The organism is Nitrospira sp., assembly GCA_024760545.1.
Lineage (GTDB): Bacteria > Nitrospirota > Nitrospiria > Nitrospirales > Nitrospiraceae > Nitrospira_D.
Genome location: CP060501.1, coordinates 1707602 through 1723329 on the forward strand (window position 1 = coordinate 1707602; position 15728 = coordinate 1723329).

Here is a 15728-nt window from a genome sequence, read left to right on the forward strand (position 1 = left end):
ACCTTGAGCTAGACGCGGACGCCGAGTCGTTCGATCGCGTCGCGCGCGACTTCGCGATCGTCGAAATGAAACTTCTGTGTGCCGATGATCTGGTAATCCTCGTGCCCTTTGCCGGCGATCAACACCATATCTCCTGCGCGGGCTTCCCGCACAGCTTCCTTAATGGCCTCCCGTCGATCAGCTACTTTTCGATATTGGACGTGTGACCGTTGTCGCAGTGCGTCGATTACTCCGACCTCTACTTGTTCGAGAATGGCGTGGGGATCCTCGGTCCGAGGATTGTCCGAAGTGAGAATCACGACATCACTGTAGCCCACTGCCGCTGCTCCCATCTTCGGCCTCTTCCCCCGATCGCGATCTCCACCGCACCCAAACACCGTGATAATGCGTCCGGTCTTCAGCACTTGTGCGGCCGTCAGCAGCCGGACGAGAGCGTCTTCGGTATGGGCATAATCCACGACGACTGTAAACGGCTGCCCCGCCATGACACGTTCAAACCGTCCCGGCACATTGATCACCCTATCCACAGCCTGACGGATTTGATCGGGTGTCGCCCCTTCGTGAAGCGCCACTCCGATAGCAGCCAGTAAGTTGTAGACGTTATGCTCACCCACAAGATGACTCTCCACGGGAAAGTTTCCGACCGGAGTCGCAGCGGTAAAGGATGTCCCCTGAAGCGACAACCGTACCGCTTCGGCACGCAAATCCGCTTTGTTCTTTAACGCATAGGTCCAAACCGGGGCAGGGCACTGCTCGGCAATACGGTTCCCATAGGAGTCATCCGCGTTGACGATGGCCCGCTTATTCGCCTTGTGTCCTCCGGTCAATCCGGTAAAGAGTCGCAACTTTGCCTGAAAGTACTCCTCCATCGTCTTGTGAAAATCGAGATGATCCTGCGTCAGATTCGAAAAAACGGCCACGTCGTATTCGCATCCACTCGTGCGATCCTGCGCCAAGGCATGAGAAGATACTTCCATCACGGCGGTGGCACACCCGGCAGCCACCATCTTGTCGAGCAGCTGCTGTAATTCGAGGGCACCGGGAGTCGTGTGCGCTGCCGGTATCGTATTCCCGCCGATCTGATACGCAACAGTTCCTATCAATCCCACTTGGCGGCCCAACGCTTCCAACAGGGCTTTGCAGACATACGTCGTGGTGGTCTTACCGTTCGTCCCCGTGACACCGATCATCCGAATCTGCGAGGATGGCTCTCCATAGAACCGGCTCCCCAGAAGCCCGAGCGCCTTCCGGGAATCCTCAACCTGTACGAACGGAACGGAAACCTCACACGCCGGCTGCTGCGTAACCAGCGCTGCCATCCCCCCCCTCATTGCCGCCGGAATGAAGTGGTGCCCATCGACCCGTTCTCCTTTCACGGCGACAAAGAGGCTTCCGGCCGAGACGGCTCGAGAATCATCGGTGATGGCGCTTATCGACACGCCGAGATCTCCGTGCTGTTCAAGAATCCTCACATGTCCTTCAAGCGCTTGAAGCATGGTTGCAAAGGTCATCGGCATTTCCAAGTACGATCACGATTTCCGTGGAGCCATCGCCAACGTGACCGGCTCATTCGAGGACACGCCCAAGTAACCTAACACCTGCTCGCCGACACGACTGAATATCGGAGCAGCCACTGTCCCGCCCCAGGCTTCACCCTGAGGTTCGTCGATGACCACAATCATGGCAAGCCGCGGGCTGTCTGCCGGGACATATCCCGCGAATGAAGACACGAATCGAGAGTTCGAATAGGTTCCTGTCCGAGGATCGATCTTTTGAGCCGTTCCGGTTTTCCCAGCGACCCTGAATCCAGGAATGGCCGCCTTCACCCCGGTGCCGTCCGTGACGACGCCTTCAAGAATCTTCGTCACGCTATGGGCGGTTTCCGGAGAAATCACGCGTCGCTTCACCTGAGGAGGCACCTGTTTAATGATATGACCCTCAGCGTCTCGGATTTCTGAAACCACGTAGGGCTTCATCAGCACACCGCCGTTTGCAAGAGCGCCGACAGCGGATACCATTTGAATCGGCGTGACACCGATCTCCTGCCCCATTGAAATAGACGCGACGGAGCGGCGGCCCCAGTCTTTCGGATTCTTGACCAACCCCGCCCCTTCTCCGGGAAGATCAATCTCCGTTCGCTGCCCGAATCCGAATGCTTGAAGATAGCGATACAGCCGCTGTTCTCCCAACGCCATGCCGGTCTTCGCGGCTCCGATGTTACTGGACTTCTGAATAACCTCGGCAAAGGAGATCCACCCCAGCTTTTCATGATCATGAATCACGGTGTTCGCGACAGTCATGTGCCCGTGCTCTCCAAACACCATCGTATTCGGCTTCACCACCCGCTCCTCAATGGCGGCCGCAGCCATCATGGCCTTCATGGTTGACCCTGGTTCATACGCATCGGTGAGGGCCTTGTTTCGCCAGCGATCAGGACTCAAAGCAGAAACGACATTCGGATCGAATCGCGGGCTGATCGCCATAGCCAGCAGCGCTCCCGTCTTCGGATCAAGCACAATCATCACACCCGATTTTGCCTGGGCGCGGGAGACGGCATCTTCCAGCTCCCTTTCCGCAATATACTGAATCACCTCATCGATCGTGAGCGTGAGACTATGACCCGACGTGGGAGTCCGCTCCATCAAACCCTTGGGGAATACCGTACGTCCGAAGGCATCACGCTGCAGCACCATCATGCGCTTCTCGCCGTGCAGGGATGATTCGTAGCGACGCTCCACGCCTTCCAATCCTTCGCCGTCCATACCCGCAAAACCCAACACATGCGCGAGGAGTGGTCCTTTGGGGTAGAATCGCCGCCCTTCCATCACAACCCCGACTCCGTCAAGCGACAAGCGATCAAGTCGGCGCCCCTGCTCAGGGTCCAGTTTTCGAGCCAACCATACGAAACTCCGGTCCTGTCGAAGCTTTCTCTCCAACTCATCAATCCGCACATGAAGAACAGGCGACAGCTGCCGAGCAGTCCTGGCGGGACTTTCCAGCGTCGTGGGGACTCCGAACACGGACGGCACCTCTACGTTCATGGCGAGAATCTTGCCGTGCCGGTCGACAATGGTGCCGCGCGCCCCTTCAAGCGAGACTGTTTTCTGATGCTGTCGGTCCGCTTTGACGGAGAGTTCAGCCGCCTGCAAAACTTGCAAAGTGACCAGCCGGAACAGAACCACTCCAAACCCACCGAGCAACACCAGCAGCAACACGTATCGACGGCCACGAGAGAAAGAACCGGACACTAGTACCTCCCACTGGGAAGATCATTTCTAGCGACTTTCACTTCGGTCGGCACAACGTCTGTGGGCTGGACACCGCTCGGCTTGGTTTGAACCACGATAACCTGACCCTGCTGGGGCAGACTCATACCCAGTTTTTCTGTCGCCACCTTCGCAATCCGGTCGGACGCACTCAATGCCGAAACCTTGACGCGGAGCTCGTCCCGCTGACGCTCCAACACCGTCTTGTCACGCTTCAACCGTTCGATGTGATAACCGACCCGAACCATATCCACGCGCTCCCACACAAACACAAATACCAGACAAAGCCCTATGAGAATGGTGAGAGTCTTCATGAAAGCCTCGACTTCGGTTGATGTTCCGCGACTCGCAACTTGGCGCTTCGCGACCGTGGATTCGCTGCACACTCTTCTGCGGAGGGAAGGATCGGTTTCTTCGTGAGCACTGAAAGCCTGGCTTCGGTCCCTTGGGCGAGAGACCGGAACGTATGTTTGACAATACGGTCTTCGAGAGAGTGAAAAGAGATCGCGCAGATTCTCCCGCCGGTCGACAGGACTTCTGCCGCATCTCGCAGCGACGGCTCCAAGCTCTCCAGTTCTTGATTCACCGCGATGCGAAGGGCCTGAAACGTCCGTGTCGCACAATGGATCCGTCCATGACGATAAGAAGCCGGCACCGATCGAGCGATGACGGACACGAGCGTCTCTGTAGTCTCGATGAAGCGGCGCTGTCTTTCTTGTACGATCGCTCGAGCAATGCGCCGCGCATATCGCTCTTCTCCATACTGAAAAATGATGTCGGCGAGTTCGTGTTCCGGAGTGCCATTCACCAAGTCGGCGGCGGTTTGACCTGTCGTTTGATCCATGCGCATATCGAGCGGGCCTTCTCGCTGAAAGCTGAACCCTCGCGAAGCATCGTTCAGCTGCGGAGACGAGACACCGAAATCGAAGAGCACACCGTCCACCGTAGAGACACCGGCTTCGACAAGATGCCGCTTCAAGTCTCGATAGTGTCCTTGGCGCAACACGATGCGTTCACCAAATCGAATCAACCGCTGCCGACAGAAATCAATCGCCTGGGAATCTCTATCTAGTCCTATGACTCGTGTTCCGGCCGCACTTGATTCCAGAAGCAATTCTGCATGCCCACCATATCCCACCGTACAATCAAGAATCGTCATTGGCTGATGCGAAACGAGCCAATAAAGAACTTCCTGACTAAGTACTGGAACATGCACGAATTCATTAACAATACTTTCACCCACTCATTACCACTTTCGCCCACACCTAGCGAAGTATACTCTCGCCTTTGTGGTTGTCAACAGTATTTTCAGTAACTTAGAGAGTTCTCACATGATTATATCGTTGACAAACCCAAAGTGATTTAGTAGAGTATCACTCATCACACGAAAGGGGTCAGAAAATGAGTGAAAATCTATTGGTCGGCAAACATCTCAGCGATGAAAAAGCGGCCTATGATTACCTGGCGAAACTGCGCTGGCCGGAAGGTCCAAAGTGTGTGCATTGTGGCGCTGAAAAAGTCTACAAATTGAACGTCGCAAATGTGAAGCGGACCGTCCTGAAGTGTGGCAAATGCCGCAAGCAATTCTCAGCGACAGTCGGAACAATCTTTGAGGATTCACATATCCCACTCACCAAGTGGTTTATGGCGATGCAGTTGGTCTGCTCAAGCAAGAAAGGCATGAGCGCCCATCAACTCCACAGAATGCTTAAGGTGACGTACAAGAGCGCATGGTTCATGGAGCATCGTATCCGCTATATGATGACTCATTCGCCGTTCTCAGGAAAGCTGGGCGGCATTGTCGAAGCCGATGAAACGTACATTGGTGGCAAAGAGAAGCGTGCAACGGGCCGATCTAAGAAAACCGCTGTCTTTGCGCTTGTACAGCGACAAGGCCATGTTCGCTCATTCGTGGTACATCGTGTGACGAGCAAGAATCTGAGAGAGATTATCCGAGAGAATGTAACACCTGAAACACGGATGATGACCGATGAGTATCACGGCTATCGTGGGCTTAAGAAAGAATTTGCCAGCCATGAGACAGTTAACCACTCGCGTGGGCATTATGTGCGCGGAGAGGTTACGACAAATACTATTGAAGGCTATTTCAGCTTACTAAAGCGAGGATTGAACGGGACTTATCATCACGTGTCGAAGCATCACCTGCATCGATACTTGGCCGAGTTTGATTTCCGCTACAACGCGAGAACTGAGGATGATGCGACCCGTGCGATGATGGCCTTGAAAGGCGCTGAAGGTAAGCGCCTGATGTACAAATGACTCGTTAAGAGGCCTTCCGTGAAGACTTCGATGAAGACTTGGGCTTCAAACCTTTCTTGGTGACTCGCTTCGCAGGCAGCGGTACGGAAACGGCGAGCTTAAGAGCCTGCTCAAAGGTCATGGGATGCAGAGAGAGCGGCTTTTCCTTCGGCATAAGGCCCATTCTACACCCCCTTGCCAAACTTTAAAAACCATGTAATACTTAAACCACTTTCTCCCACTGTGGGGTCAGTGGTGGTTAAACACCCCGCTCTAGCATTACCGCTTGATCACGAATGGTAAGCTAGGGATTGGTCGTCGGATCGGGCCGCGTTCAGGGCGCGGCCTTTTCCTCAGCTTCCCTTTACTATCCATTTTCCCCACCCCCTTTCAGTTAAAGTGAACCCGCCTGCAGAGGTTCACTAAAACTTACTCAGAAATGGGAAACTCAGCTAAAACAGGGGCACCACTGACCCCATCCCGTGCATACCATCATGCCTTTGATTTCGTCAAGGAATCCGCTTTGATTTCAAGTGGATATGAAAAAGAGGACAGATAGCGTACGAGTGAAATAGCGATTCTGTCAAGGAATCGAACTGCGCAAGTCATTAATAAGCTCAGCATCTAACATTTACAGGTCTCCAATCTTTCAAGCTGCAATTTAGTCAGTTCCTCAATCTCTCCCGCCAGCATAAGGGCTGCATCTACAATAAATGGCCGTGTCAGAAGCCGAAGAGGACTTACCTCTGCCTTCGGCTCATCGGCTGAGTAAAAATGCGGCTTAGCAGTCTCAATCTTTTCACGGATGCGAGAGGCAAGACGTTCTCGAAGCTCATCTGATGTCATTAATGCCTCAACTCTGATCGTCTCGAACTGCATCCAAGCTCTATAGTTTTCTTCGTTAATGCGATTTCTGTATTGTTCATCTGTAATCTGGCCTTGCAATTTCTCATTGCGCCTGGAATCTATGTGCTTATGATTAATCTCCACGATATATCTAATCCGCTCCACTAACCGGTTTGCTTTGAATTTCAATTCTGAATTCGTCAGTTCTAGCAAGGGAGTCTTAGCAGATGGTATAGCCATGCCTGCAGCTATTTTCAGACGCTCCATCCGTTCATTTTGGCTGCTTACCCTATCATCGAGATACCATTTCATGCAGACCCCACCAACCAAAAAGCCAATAATAAGAAGGCTCAATCCGGCGAGAGGTGATTTTTTCATCGCCTCCCATCCTTCTCCAACAAACAGCCGCCACAATTCAGCCATGTCCCACTCCTTTGAAAGAGGCCGCTAGGATAGCCTGGCCTATTCCAGCCTGTCACCCACCTAAGTGGGCGAAAGTGGGAACTGATATATCCTATGTACATGGGTTTGTCATGTATATAATCATCAGTTCTCATCTATCTGGGCTATCAGGAGATATTGAGAAGTCATGGGAGGGGCAACTTTCGATCATTTTGCCCTTCTCCATACGGTTGTGCATGGTCTTCGTGGGAACCGAAATCTTTTCGGCCCTCCAACTCTTGAGGTTTCGTTGACTTCCAAGGACTTGAGTTAGAAAATGCTTTCATGCATACGCAACGTTCAACCATCCCACTTGCAGGCCTCTTCTTTTTCATTCTCTTGCTCTCTGGTCTCGAGCAGACCGGGGCGAAGGACTTCAATCCCGACAATCCCCTCAACCAACCGGCTCCCGTCTATTGGTGCCCGGGCAAGACATCCGACCAACAAATTTCAACGAAGAAAAGCTCAGACTGTCAACCGCTGTACGACCAGGAGACAGTAGAGGCTTTTCGAGAAAGCGCGCGAAAGCGCGGCTTCGATCTTCCGGAACGCGATCCCATAAAAATCGTTGAATTGCAGAATGCCGCATCGAAATTTTCAGACCGCTATCGAACGTTCCTCTCCTGCTGCATGACGGGCAACGATGCGCCGGGACACATCATTGACTTGATCGATGAAGCGAACCACATCCTACAAGCCGTTCAGCAAAAGGGTATCTACAATTCGACAGGGTTTGGGAAGGGACAAGGGGCCACTGTCGCCGGCCCCGGAAATGGCACGGGTAATGGAGGGCTCGGCGGTGGTGCTGGCGTGGCTCCCAAGCTTGGAACGTTCGCTCGTCAATTCACGCTCGGTGAAATTGTCGGGACAGTTGCACGCGCGCGTGAGGACCTGTTTCGACTCAAGACGCGCTTGGACACATTGAACGAGGCACAAGAGAGTCTCAGCGGGGTCGACTATGAAAGCAGCGGCCGGGTCAAAGTGAAAATCCAAGAGGAGGAAGAAGCGATCAGGAGAGAGTTTCAGGCCAAGAAGCCGCCGTCATCGGCTCCGACAGGAATGGAAATTCAAGACACGACCCTGCGCTCACGAATCGGAGGGGACATCGAGGACACCAAGTTGAATTCCCAGTTCGGAGCAGACATCAATTCTGCCGTTTCCCCGTACAGCAGAGTCAGTGAATCACTCCGACCGCGTCGAGGCAATGATATTCATGACAGCAACCTTCCGCACCGACCGGGAACGGATATACAGGATACGGTCGTCCCCAACAGCACCGGTTTCGAGGTCGACAAATCGCAAAACTACGAAGGAACCTCGACCGTTCCACGCCGAGGAGTCGGCGCCTCGATTGGAGATTCCGATCTGAACAGCAGACGGCGGTAATCCTTCCGTTACGGCCCCCCTCCCACCACCGGCATCGGCTCCCAGGTGTCACCCGCGTTCTTGCTGCGATAGAGCCCGCTGCCGTTGGTCCCGGCATAGAACACTTTCGGATCCGTTGCACTTTGCGCGATTGTTCGAACGTTGGTGGTTGCGAATCCGCTATTAATCGCCTTCCACGTCAAGCCGCCATCCTCACTCTGATGCACTCCGTCCCGTCCCGTAATGTAGATCACACCTCGACGCGCGCGATCGAGCACCATCCCAACAATCATCTGATCGGCAAGCGACTCCCCGATCCGCTTCCACGCCTTGGCCGCATCGGTTGTTTTGTACAGCCCTGCCAGCGTGGCGGCGTAAACCGTATCAGGCTCGGACGGATCGACCAGAATCGACGTGACGTTCAATGCCCTCGACGTTTTCAGCATGTCGGGCGGCACCAGTCCATTATTCACTTTCTCCCAATGACCGCCCTGGTCGATTGACTTGTACACACCGCCGCTGGTTCCCGCATACAAAATAGCGGGTCTGGTGGGATCCATGCCCAGCGTCACGACCATCAGCACTTCCTTCATGCCTTCCATTTTTTTCTTCCATTGTTCGCCCCCGTTCCTGGTTTCGAACACTCCCATCGTGGTGGCAAGAAAGATATGTTGCGCATCGGCGGGATCGAAAAGAAATTGATTCACCACAGACGTGATCGTCGCATCATCAAGTCCGGTGCGCATCGATGTCCAGCGCTGCCCGCCATCATGGCTCTTATAGACGGCATCACCCTTGGTGCCCGCATAGACCGTCGCGGGATACGCCGGATCGATCGCCATGGCGATTACGCGGGAATAACTCATTCCCTGAGACAAATTCGCCCACGTCTGCCCGCCATCGCGGGACTTATAGATGTAGTCGTTCGTGGCGACGTAGATGATATCGGGATTCTGAGGATGGAGTTGGATGACGACGATCGCGTCACTGCGACCGCAACCGACAAGAGCGGCCGTGAGAACGAAAGCCGCAACGAGGTTTCGCATGAGGGTGTGCACGTCGCCTAGCGATAGTTCGTAAACTGCAGATCGATCTCAAAATCCTTGCTCTTCAAAAAGGCGATCGCCGACTGCAGATCGTCCTTGCTCTTACTCAGCACCCGCACTTGCTCGCCCTGGATCTGCGCTTGGACTTTCAACTTCGAATCCTTGACCGCCTTGGTGATTTCCTTCGCTTTGTCTGATGCCAATCCGCTCTGAATCTTGGCCGTTTGCCGCACCGTCCCACTCAACGCCGGCTCGATCGCACCTTGAGTGAAGGCCTTCAGCGACACCCCGCGTTTCACACACTTGGCCTTGACGATCTCCTGCACCGCTTTCAGCTTGTACTCGTCGTCCGAGACCACGACCAACTCCTTTTCCTTCTCTTTCAGCGTGATCTCGGTCTTCGAGTCCTTGAAATCGAACCGCTGCTTGATTTCCTTCGTCGCCTGATCCAGCGCGTTCTTCAGCTCCTGCATATTCACTTCCGACACGACATCAAATGAAAACTGATCAGCCATGTGTCAACCCCTTATCTTTCAGTTTGTGCCCGATCCTACGGATGTTCAAAAGGCCGCCGTTTTTACCCGCCCAACCCCAGCGCGCCAAGACGCGCCGTTCCACGAGCAAGACCGCAGCAAGCGAAAAGGCGAGGCATACGTCGTTTGGTATGTTGAGCCCTTGAGCCATGCGAGAACGCAGCTGGAGCCCTTTTTCAACATCCGTCAGCAACAGCCCGTCCCATGCGGCAACTTAAACCCTTTCTCAGCATCACAATGAATTGCCGCCTGCATTCGTCCTGCCGATCCTCCACCCGCCGACACCACCACCTCGCTGCTCGTGAACGGCTTTTTCAGCACGACATAGCCGTACCACTGCCTCAGACTATCGCTCAAGACAATCACACCCAGCACCGCCACCAGCGCCACCAGCACGGCATCCAGATAGAGCGCGAAGGCCTGCCCGGCCGCCAACGTCGCCGCTTTCTTCAAGAACATCCAAAACATCTCATAGGAACCGGTCAAAGTGATCATGCCCACAAACAGCATCGGCAGCGCCGTGACCCAGAGATAGGGCGCCTTCCACATTTTGATCAGCACGGTCGTCCCGATGCAGAGGGCCAACATACCCAGCAGCTGGTTTGCCGCACCGAACATCGGCCAAATGGTTGAAATGCTGCCCGTCCCGATCAAATACGCCCACGCTCCCACGACTAAGCCGCTGCTCACCATCACACCAGGCACCCAGTTCATCCGGCGAAAGGGCGCATAGACCTTGCCTGCCATTTCCTGGATGAGATAACGAGCCACGCGTGTGCCCGTATCAATTGTTGTCAGAATGAAGAGCGCTTCGAACACCAACGCGAACTGATACCAATAGGCCATGAGACCTGACATGCCGGGCAGCGCCGAAAAAATAGACGCCATGCCGACCGCCAATGAAACCGCGCCGCCCGGACGTCCCGCCACATCGACTTCCACCAATTGTGACAGCTCGGCAATCCGCGCTGGAGCAAACCCCATGGCCGCCAGCGTATCGGCGCTTAACGTTGTGTTGATCGCCAAGTAATCGCCGGGAATCAGCACTGAAGCTGCGATCAATGCCATCACCCCCACAAAGCTTTCCAGCAGCATTGCCGCATACCCCACCACCGCTTGAGATTCCTGCTCGATCATCTTCGGCGTCGTGCCGGAGGAGACCAACGAGTGAAAGCCCGAGATGGCCCCGCACGCAATCGTGATGAAGAGAAAAGGGAAGAGGGTACCGGGAATAATCGGGCCACCGCCGGCGGCAAAACTCGTGACACGCGGCATCTCGATCGTCGGCGCCATGAGGATAACGCCAACCCCCAGCAGAAACACGACGCCGAGTTTCATAAATGTCGAGAGATAGCCGCGCGGCACCAGCAACATCCAGCCCGGCAATACCGAGGCCAGAAATCCATACCCGGCGAGCAGCCAGATCAGCGCGGGCTTGTCGAACTCGAAGAGCCAGGCGTAGGGCGACTGCGCAACGACGCGTCCGAACAGCACCGCTACGATCAAAAGTACGACACCGATGATCGACACTTCGGCCACGGCGCCGGCACGAAACTTCTGGAGATAGAAGCCCATGAGGAAGCCGATCGGAATCGTCATCGCAATCGTAAAGGTTCCCCAGGCATTATGGTACAGCGCATTCACGACCGCGAAGCCCAACCCTGCCAGTGCCACCACCACAATAAAGAGCACCGCGATCGCCGTCGCCGTGCCGGTGAGCGAGCCGAGTTCATCGTGCGCGATCTCGGGCAACGAGCGGCCGTTCCGTCGCATGGAGGCAACCAGAATGATAAAATCCTGCACTGCCCCCGCAAGCACGGCACCGATCACGAGCCACAGAAAACCGGGCATGAATCCAAATTGTGCCGCCAACACCGGACCAAGGAGCGGCCCGGCTCCGGCGATGGCCGCAAAGTGATGGCCGAAGAGCACGACCTTATTCGTGGGATGAAAATTGACGCCGTCGTTTAACCGCACCGCCGGCGTGACGTGCTGATTGTTCAGTACGACAACTTGCGTGGCCAACCACCGTCCATAGAACCGATAGGCCAGCACATACATGCAGGCAGCCGCCACGACCAGCCAGAGACCATTGACCTTTTCATGGGGATTGATGGCGCCCGTCACATGAGCAAGCGCCAAGGCGCCGAGGAGCGAGAGCAGCACCCAGAGCAGATTTACCGCCGCCTTCATGCGCGGCATCCTAACAATCCGCCAGGCGCTTGTAAATCGAACGAGGGCCAATCATTCTTTGAGTTTGCAGAACTTTTGAGGCCGATCGACAGCATGCTGGCGGCCTCACCGTTTCTTCTGGCCGATCGCCCGTTGTTCGTGGATTACAATCTATACGGCATACTGGGCAACTACCTATTCAACGGAAAGACGAGATTGCCCAATCTCAGACACCTGCGACGCTGATATCAGACGATGAATTCCATATGACTGAAGCGCCAACTTTCTCAACCTAGGTCATTTCCCGCTCCATAACCGCATCGCTGTCGTTAAGACCCAGCCACCGTCACGCGCGAGAGGCCCTCGCATAAACTTTCACCTCGCCGCTCCTCAAATCGTCTCAATTTTTGCTATACTTCTCTTGATCATGTCCTCAGATACCCCTAATCCTTCGCCTAATGGGCAAGACCGCCGAGAATATTACCGGATCAACGTCACGCTGCCCATTCGCCTTCAGCCTGAGACGGACGACACCGAAGGGGAGTTCACCGAGAAATCCGTCAATCTGAGCGGGGGCGGCATCGGGGTGGTGGTCGAGACACTCCACCAGGCCGGCGAGATTCTCACGTGCAGCCTGCTCCTTCCTGACCAGGTGCTCTTCAAGTCCCCCATCGAAGTGTTGCGGCTGGTTCCCATCGCCTATCCAGGCAACACCTATCGTCTCCACGCCCGCTTCATTCGGATGACCACACAGAACCGGGAATTGCTGATCAAATATGTCTTGCAGTTCCAACGTTATCACCTTGCCAGACACTATTCCGTCTGACGCGATTCCGCCTAAACGTGCCCTGCCCACTCCTCTGACAGCAGCCAATCGAGTTTGATGACTCCGCGTTGTCCCCACGAAAGAGGGATTCACTCGCCGGTAGAAGGCCGACTAAACTGGGCCACCGTGGAAGCCACACGCACCTATCAACGTCACCACTACCGAGTGCCGCTTGCCGTGCAGTACCCGGTGATGTTTTCCGACGCAGAGATGATTGCTGAAGGGAAAGTCGTAAACCTCACGGTGTTCGGCTGCACAATTGAATGTACCGATACCGTACCGGAAAAGACGACGCTCCAAGTGCGGCTAATCCTGCCGGATCAAACACAGTCCCTACCGGTTGACGAGGCCGAGGTTCGATGGGTCCAGGGTAATCGAATAGGTCTTCAGTTTCACAAAGTGGAGCGGGCGGCAGATTTTCGGTTGCACGGCTTTGTGTGGGACCGCATGCTCGAACGGCTCCGGACCATTGCTCAGGAAGGGTTTTCCACCTCCTGATCCTGAGGGATTCTGCCTTTTCCTACCATCGCCAAGCACAAGAGTCCGATGCCGATCCAGACGAGTTCGCGGAACCGTCGCAGCAATGCGAAGGTGATTCCCGTCACGTCACTGTAGCCGAACGCTTGGAGTAACAGAAGATTGCCGGCATCCTGGGCACCCAAACTGCCGGGGATAAAGAAGGACCCGCCCTTGATAAATACCGCGAGCGCCCCTATGGAGAGAGCGGACAACACACTCACCGAACCGCCGAGTAAGTAGATGATCCCGAACACCTCCAACGATTCAGCCATCCAGCCCAAAAAGTATACCCCCATCGACGCATAAAAGGCCTTTTGATGATGGCTGTAGAAATTCCGAATCGTCTGGTCGATCGAGCGCAAGTGCTCTTCCTCTGCTTCCAGGCTCTTGATTCGCAATCCAAGTTTCTTAACGAGCGATAAGATCGACGCAAAGAGTCCCCGGTGTTGGATGAATACGAACCCTGCGATTGAACACACCAGCAGGCCGACACTCAACAGCGCCGCGGTGATCGTCTGCCCGGCTGAACTCCCGGCACCGAGAATCCAAAAGGCCAAGGCGATACCCGTGAGGATATAAAACACTTCGGCAATCGTCATCGTCGTCTTGGCAATCACAACTGAAGCGGCCCCTTCTGTCATGGGAACGTCATACTTTTTGAGCAGATAGGCCTTCAGCGGTTCGCCCCCCAGGTAGGCCGTCGGAGTGGTCATATTCACCACTTCGCCGGCGGTCCGAATCGTAAGCAGTCGCCAAAACGGAACTCCTTGTGCCGCTCGCCCCAACACCACTTTCCACCCATAGGCTTCGACGGAATACATCATGAAAGATGGGATCAGGATGGCGAGCAACGATGCCGGACCGAGTCGTGTCGCGGCCTCGTAGATATTGGCGGGGCCAATATGCCAGACAAGAAGGCTCAGAACGATGAGGCCAAGGGCGAGTAGGATATAGCGCAACACGTTAGTCGGATGGCGAACGCGGCATTTATGGTCGAGGAGACGAGACGGCAGACGGGCGGATGACCCAGACCATGGCGCCGGCAAATAGTAAGGAGCCGGCTGCCGCAAAGAGAAGAAACCAATATAGTTGATCGAACAACGCAAACCCCAGCAAGGCCGCCGAGAAATCGCGGCTGGCGACATTTTTCAGCATGACATCCGCCCAAGCCGCATGATCGGGAGTGCTCCATCCGCTGACTGCTTTGATCTTTTGCGCCTTCTCGACAAGCAAGAATGAGATCCCGTTGCCCAAGACCGCCGCAACGCCGAGCATGAGTGGAATCCAGTCATCCTCTCGTCCGATCTGCGTCGTATACAGCCCTACGGCGATACCCGCAAAAATCGCCATGTGAACGATGTTGTCCAGGACGATATCCAGCCAGGCGCCGAGGGGCGATTCGGTAAAGGTCAATCGCGCGACCTCACCGTCGCAGCAATCGATGACGGCGGCCAATTGAAACAACACCGCCGCCACGATACCGGCGGTGTATGTTCCCAGCCCAAATCCCGCCGCGGCGACCAGACCGATCAATCCGGCGAGAACGGTGATGGAATTAGGTGCGAGGCCGGCGGCGAGAAACAGGCGCGTGAACCAACGGGAGAGTTTCCGATTGAAGTACCGATCGACGAACCCTTCAAATTCCCCCTTGAGCGAATTGAACAGCTTCTTTTCAGCCCACTCCACATCAGACAAGGTTCGGACATTCTGATACCAGGTACCCCGCTTCTCTTCAGTCGCAACGACACGCACGCGACCGTCCGCTGCCGCCCGCTCGATCCACTGGCGGATTGGAGGGCTTCCTTTCTCATTAACCACATGATTCCCGGCATTCATGAGAGTCGCCGGTACGACAACCAGTTCAGCGACCCGCAGACTCGGATCGTCCAGACGAGTCGATGCAAAAGTCTTTGGGCGACCGGGCGGTACTTTCAACGGCACCCCCTGTCTAGGCTGGGCGACCACGATCGCCTGCCCTTCCCGCACGTCGCGGCGCAATTGCTCGATCAATCCGCGCGAAAACACGCTATTGACGCTCGCGACCAACGCAAAGCCATGCACCTCTGCCGCCAACGCTTCCCACGTCCGAGGGTCATCCAGCGGAAACTCTCGAATCGGCATCCACCGGACAGGAATCGTCACGCGCGGCCCTTTCCCCAATGCCTGTTTCAGCTGTTCCTCTTCGGAACCGGAGAGGACGATCAATTGGCGAATCCCCGCCCGTTGCAACGTGAGCACGGTGCGTTGAAAGAGCCCGATTCCCACGACGCTCGTCAGAGGTCCGACTTCACCGACCTCAGACCCGGCCGGTCCGCCGAAGACCCCAACGGAAGGCAGGAGGATCGCGGTCGCCAACCCTTGGATCTCGGCTCTCCGCTGAAGAATACTCTTACTCATGATTCCACATGCAATCGAACGCGCCAGTCATCGGTCTACGATGCAGATCCCTTCTGCA

Annotated in this window: 14 protein-coding genes; 4 read left to right on the top strand and 10 right to left on the bottom strand. The window is 55.2% G+C overall.

The genetic code is table 11. The features are described 5' to 3' along the window. Positions 1 to 8: 8 nt before the first annotated feature. From H8K03_08150 to rsmH, 4 genes are read right to left on the bottom strand one after another with little or no spacing between them, the layout of a single operon-like run. Positions 9 to 1511, bottom strand: coding sequence for a UDP-N-acetylmuramoyl-L-alanyl-D-glutamate--2,6-diaminopimelate ligase (locus tag H8K03_08150; protein ID UVT21853.1), 1503 nt, complete (start codon positions 1509 to 1511; stop codon positions 9 to 11). 18 nt (positions 1512 to 1529) lie between these two features. Further along, complete coding sequence (locus H8K03_08155) at positions 1530 to 3248, bottom strand: penicillin-binding protein 2 (protein ID UVT21854.1); 1719 nt, start codon at positions 3246 to 3248, stop codon at positions 1530 to 1532. Further along, positions 3248 to 3580, bottom strand: a complete 333-nt coding sequence (ftsL, locus tag H8K03_08160; protein ID UVT21855.1) for a cell division protein FtsL — start codon at positions 3578 to 3580, stop codon at positions 3248 to 3250. Before ftsL ends, H8K03_08155 begins: the two co-directional genes overlap by 1 nt. Beyond that, positions 3577 to 4497, bottom strand: coding sequence for a 16S rRNA (cytosine(1402)-N(4))-methyltransferase RsmH (gene rsmH / locus H8K03_08165; GenBank protein ID UVT22416.1), 921 nt, complete (start codon positions 4495 to 4497; stop codon positions 3577 to 3579). The genes ftsL and rsmH overlap by 4 nt, the downstream gene beginning before the upstream one ends. A gap of 170 nt (positions 4498 to 4667) precedes the next feature. Here rsmH and H8K03_08170 point away from each other — a divergent pair, with 170 nt between their 5' ends. After that, entirely contained in the window at positions 4668 to 5546 is an 879-nt protein-coding gene (locus tag H8K03_08170; protein UVT21856.1) for an IS1595 family transposase, read from the top strand. Between the two features lie 603 nt (positions 5547 to 6149). Here the strand turns inward: H8K03_08170 and H8K03_08175 are convergent. After that, on the bottom strand, positions 6150 to 6794 hold the full coding sequence (locus H8K03_08175) for a hypothetical protein (protein ID UVT21857.1): 645 nt from the start codon (positions 6792 to 6794) through the stop codon (positions 6150 to 6152). 303 nt (positions 6795 to 7097) lie between these two features. Here H8K03_08175 and H8K03_08180 point away from each other — a divergent pair, with 303 nt between their 5' ends. Further along, positions 7098 to 8198 carry a hypothetical protein gene (locus H8K03_08180; GenBank protein ID UVT21858.1) on the top strand — a complete coding sequence of 367 codons (1101 nt, stop codon included), beginning with the start codon at positions 7098 to 7100 and terminating at the stop codon, positions 8196 to 8198. 8 nt (positions 8199 to 8206) lie between these two features. Here H8K03_08180 and H8K03_08185 read toward each other — a convergent pair whose 3' ends face one another. The 3 genes from H8K03_08185 to H8K03_08195 all read right to left on the bottom strand — a co-directional run bounded on the left by H8K03_08185 (position 8207) and on the right by H8K03_08195 (position 11949). Then, positions 8207 to 9223 carry a hypothetical protein gene (locus tag H8K03_08185; GenBank protein ID UVT21859.1) on the bottom strand — a complete coding sequence of 339 codons (1017 nt, stop codon included), beginning with the start codon at positions 9221 to 9223 and terminating at the stop codon, positions 8207 to 8209. A 17-nt stretch (positions 9224 to 9240) separates the two neighbouring features. Continuing rightward, positions 9241 to 9738, bottom strand: a complete 498-nt coding sequence (locus H8K03_08190; protein ID UVT21860.1) for a YajQ family cyclic di-GMP-binding protein — start codon at positions 9736 to 9738, stop codon at positions 9241 to 9243. A gap of 204 nt (positions 9739 to 9942) precedes the next feature. Further along, positions 9943 to 11949: a carbon starvation protein A gene (locus tag H8K03_08195; GenBank protein UVT21861.1), complete on the bottom strand. Its 2007-nt coding sequence runs from the start codon at positions 11947 to 11949 to the stop codon at positions 9943 to 9945. Between the two features lie 406 nt (positions 11950 to 12355). Between H8K03_08195 and H8K03_08200 the strand changes: the two genes are divergently transcribed. Both H8K03_08200 and H8K03_08205 read left to right on the top strand, forming a co-directional pair. Next, positions 12356 to 12754: a PilZ domain-containing protein gene (locus H8K03_08200; protein UVT21862.1), complete on the top strand. Its 399-nt coding sequence runs from the start codon at positions 12356 to 12358 to the stop codon at positions 12752 to 12754. A gap of 126 nt (positions 12755 to 12880) precedes the next feature. Continuing rightward, positions 12881 to 13252, top strand: a complete 372-nt coding sequence (locus H8K03_08205) for a PilZ domain-containing protein (GenBank protein UVT21863.1) — start codon at positions 12881 to 12883, stop codon at positions 13250 to 13252. On the opposite strand, the gene H8K03_08210 is transcribed toward H8K03_08205, so the two are convergent. Next, positions 13228 to 14235, bottom strand: a complete 1008-nt coding sequence (locus H8K03_08210; protein ID UVT21864.1) for a flippase-like domain-containing protein — start codon at positions 14233 to 14235, stop codon at positions 13228 to 13230. The two genes, H8K03_08205 and H8K03_08210, sit on opposite strands and share 25 nt — an antisense overlap. Before the next feature lie 25 nt (positions 14236 to 14260). Further along, the gene (locus H8K03_08215) at positions 14261 to 15670 is read right to left on the bottom strand and encodes a CDP-alcohol phosphatidyltransferase family protein (protein UVT21865.1); all 1410 of its coding nucleotides are present in this window, start codon (positions 15668 to 15670) and stop codon (positions 14261 to 14263) included. Positions 15671 to 15728: the final 58 nt, after the last annotated feature.

What these genes read in the sequence shown, in the direction of transcription:
- H8K03_08170 (UVT21856.1), top strand. Translation starts at nt 4,668, where the DNA reads ATGAGTGAAAATCTATTGGTCGGCAAACATCTCAGCGATGAAAAAGCG.
- H8K03_08180 (UVT21858.1), top strand. Translation starts at nt 7,098, where the DNA reads ATGCATACGCAACGTTCAACCATCCCACTTGCAGGCCTCTTCTTTTTC.
- H8K03_08195 (UVT21861.1), bottom strand. Translation starts at nt 11,949, where the DNA reads ATGAAGGCGGCGGTAAATCTGCTCTGGGTGCTGCTCTCGCTCCTCGGC.
- H8K03_08215 (UVT21865.1), bottom strand. Translation starts at nt 15,670, where the DNA reads ATGAGTAAGAGTATTCTTCAGCGGAGAGCCGAGATCCAAGGGTTGGCG.
- ftsL (UVT21855.1), bottom strand. Translation starts at nt 3,580, where the DNA reads ATGAAGACTCTCACCATTCTCATAGGGCTTTGTCTGGTATTTGTGTTT.
- H8K03_08190 (UVT21860.1), bottom strand. Translation starts at nt 9,738, where the DNA reads ATGGCTGATCAGTTTTCATTTGATGTCGTGTCGGAAGTGAATATGCAG.
- H8K03_08150 (UVT21853.1), bottom strand. Translation starts at nt 1,511, where the DNA reads ATGACCTTTGCAACCATGCTTCAAGCGCTTGAAGGACATGTGAGGATT.
- H8K03_08200 (UVT21862.1), top strand. Translation starts at nt 12,356, where the DNA reads ATGTCCTCAGATACCCCTAATCCTTCGCCTAATGGGCAAGACCGCCGA.
- H8K03_08175 (UVT21857.1), bottom strand. Translation starts at nt 6,794, where the DNA reads ATGGCTGAATTGTGGCGGCTGTTTGTTGGAGAAGGATGGGAGGCGATG.
- H8K03_08185 (UVT21859.1), bottom strand. Translation starts at nt 9,223, where the DNA reads ATGCGAAACCTCGTTGCGGCTTTCGTTCTCACGGCCGCTCTTGTCGGT.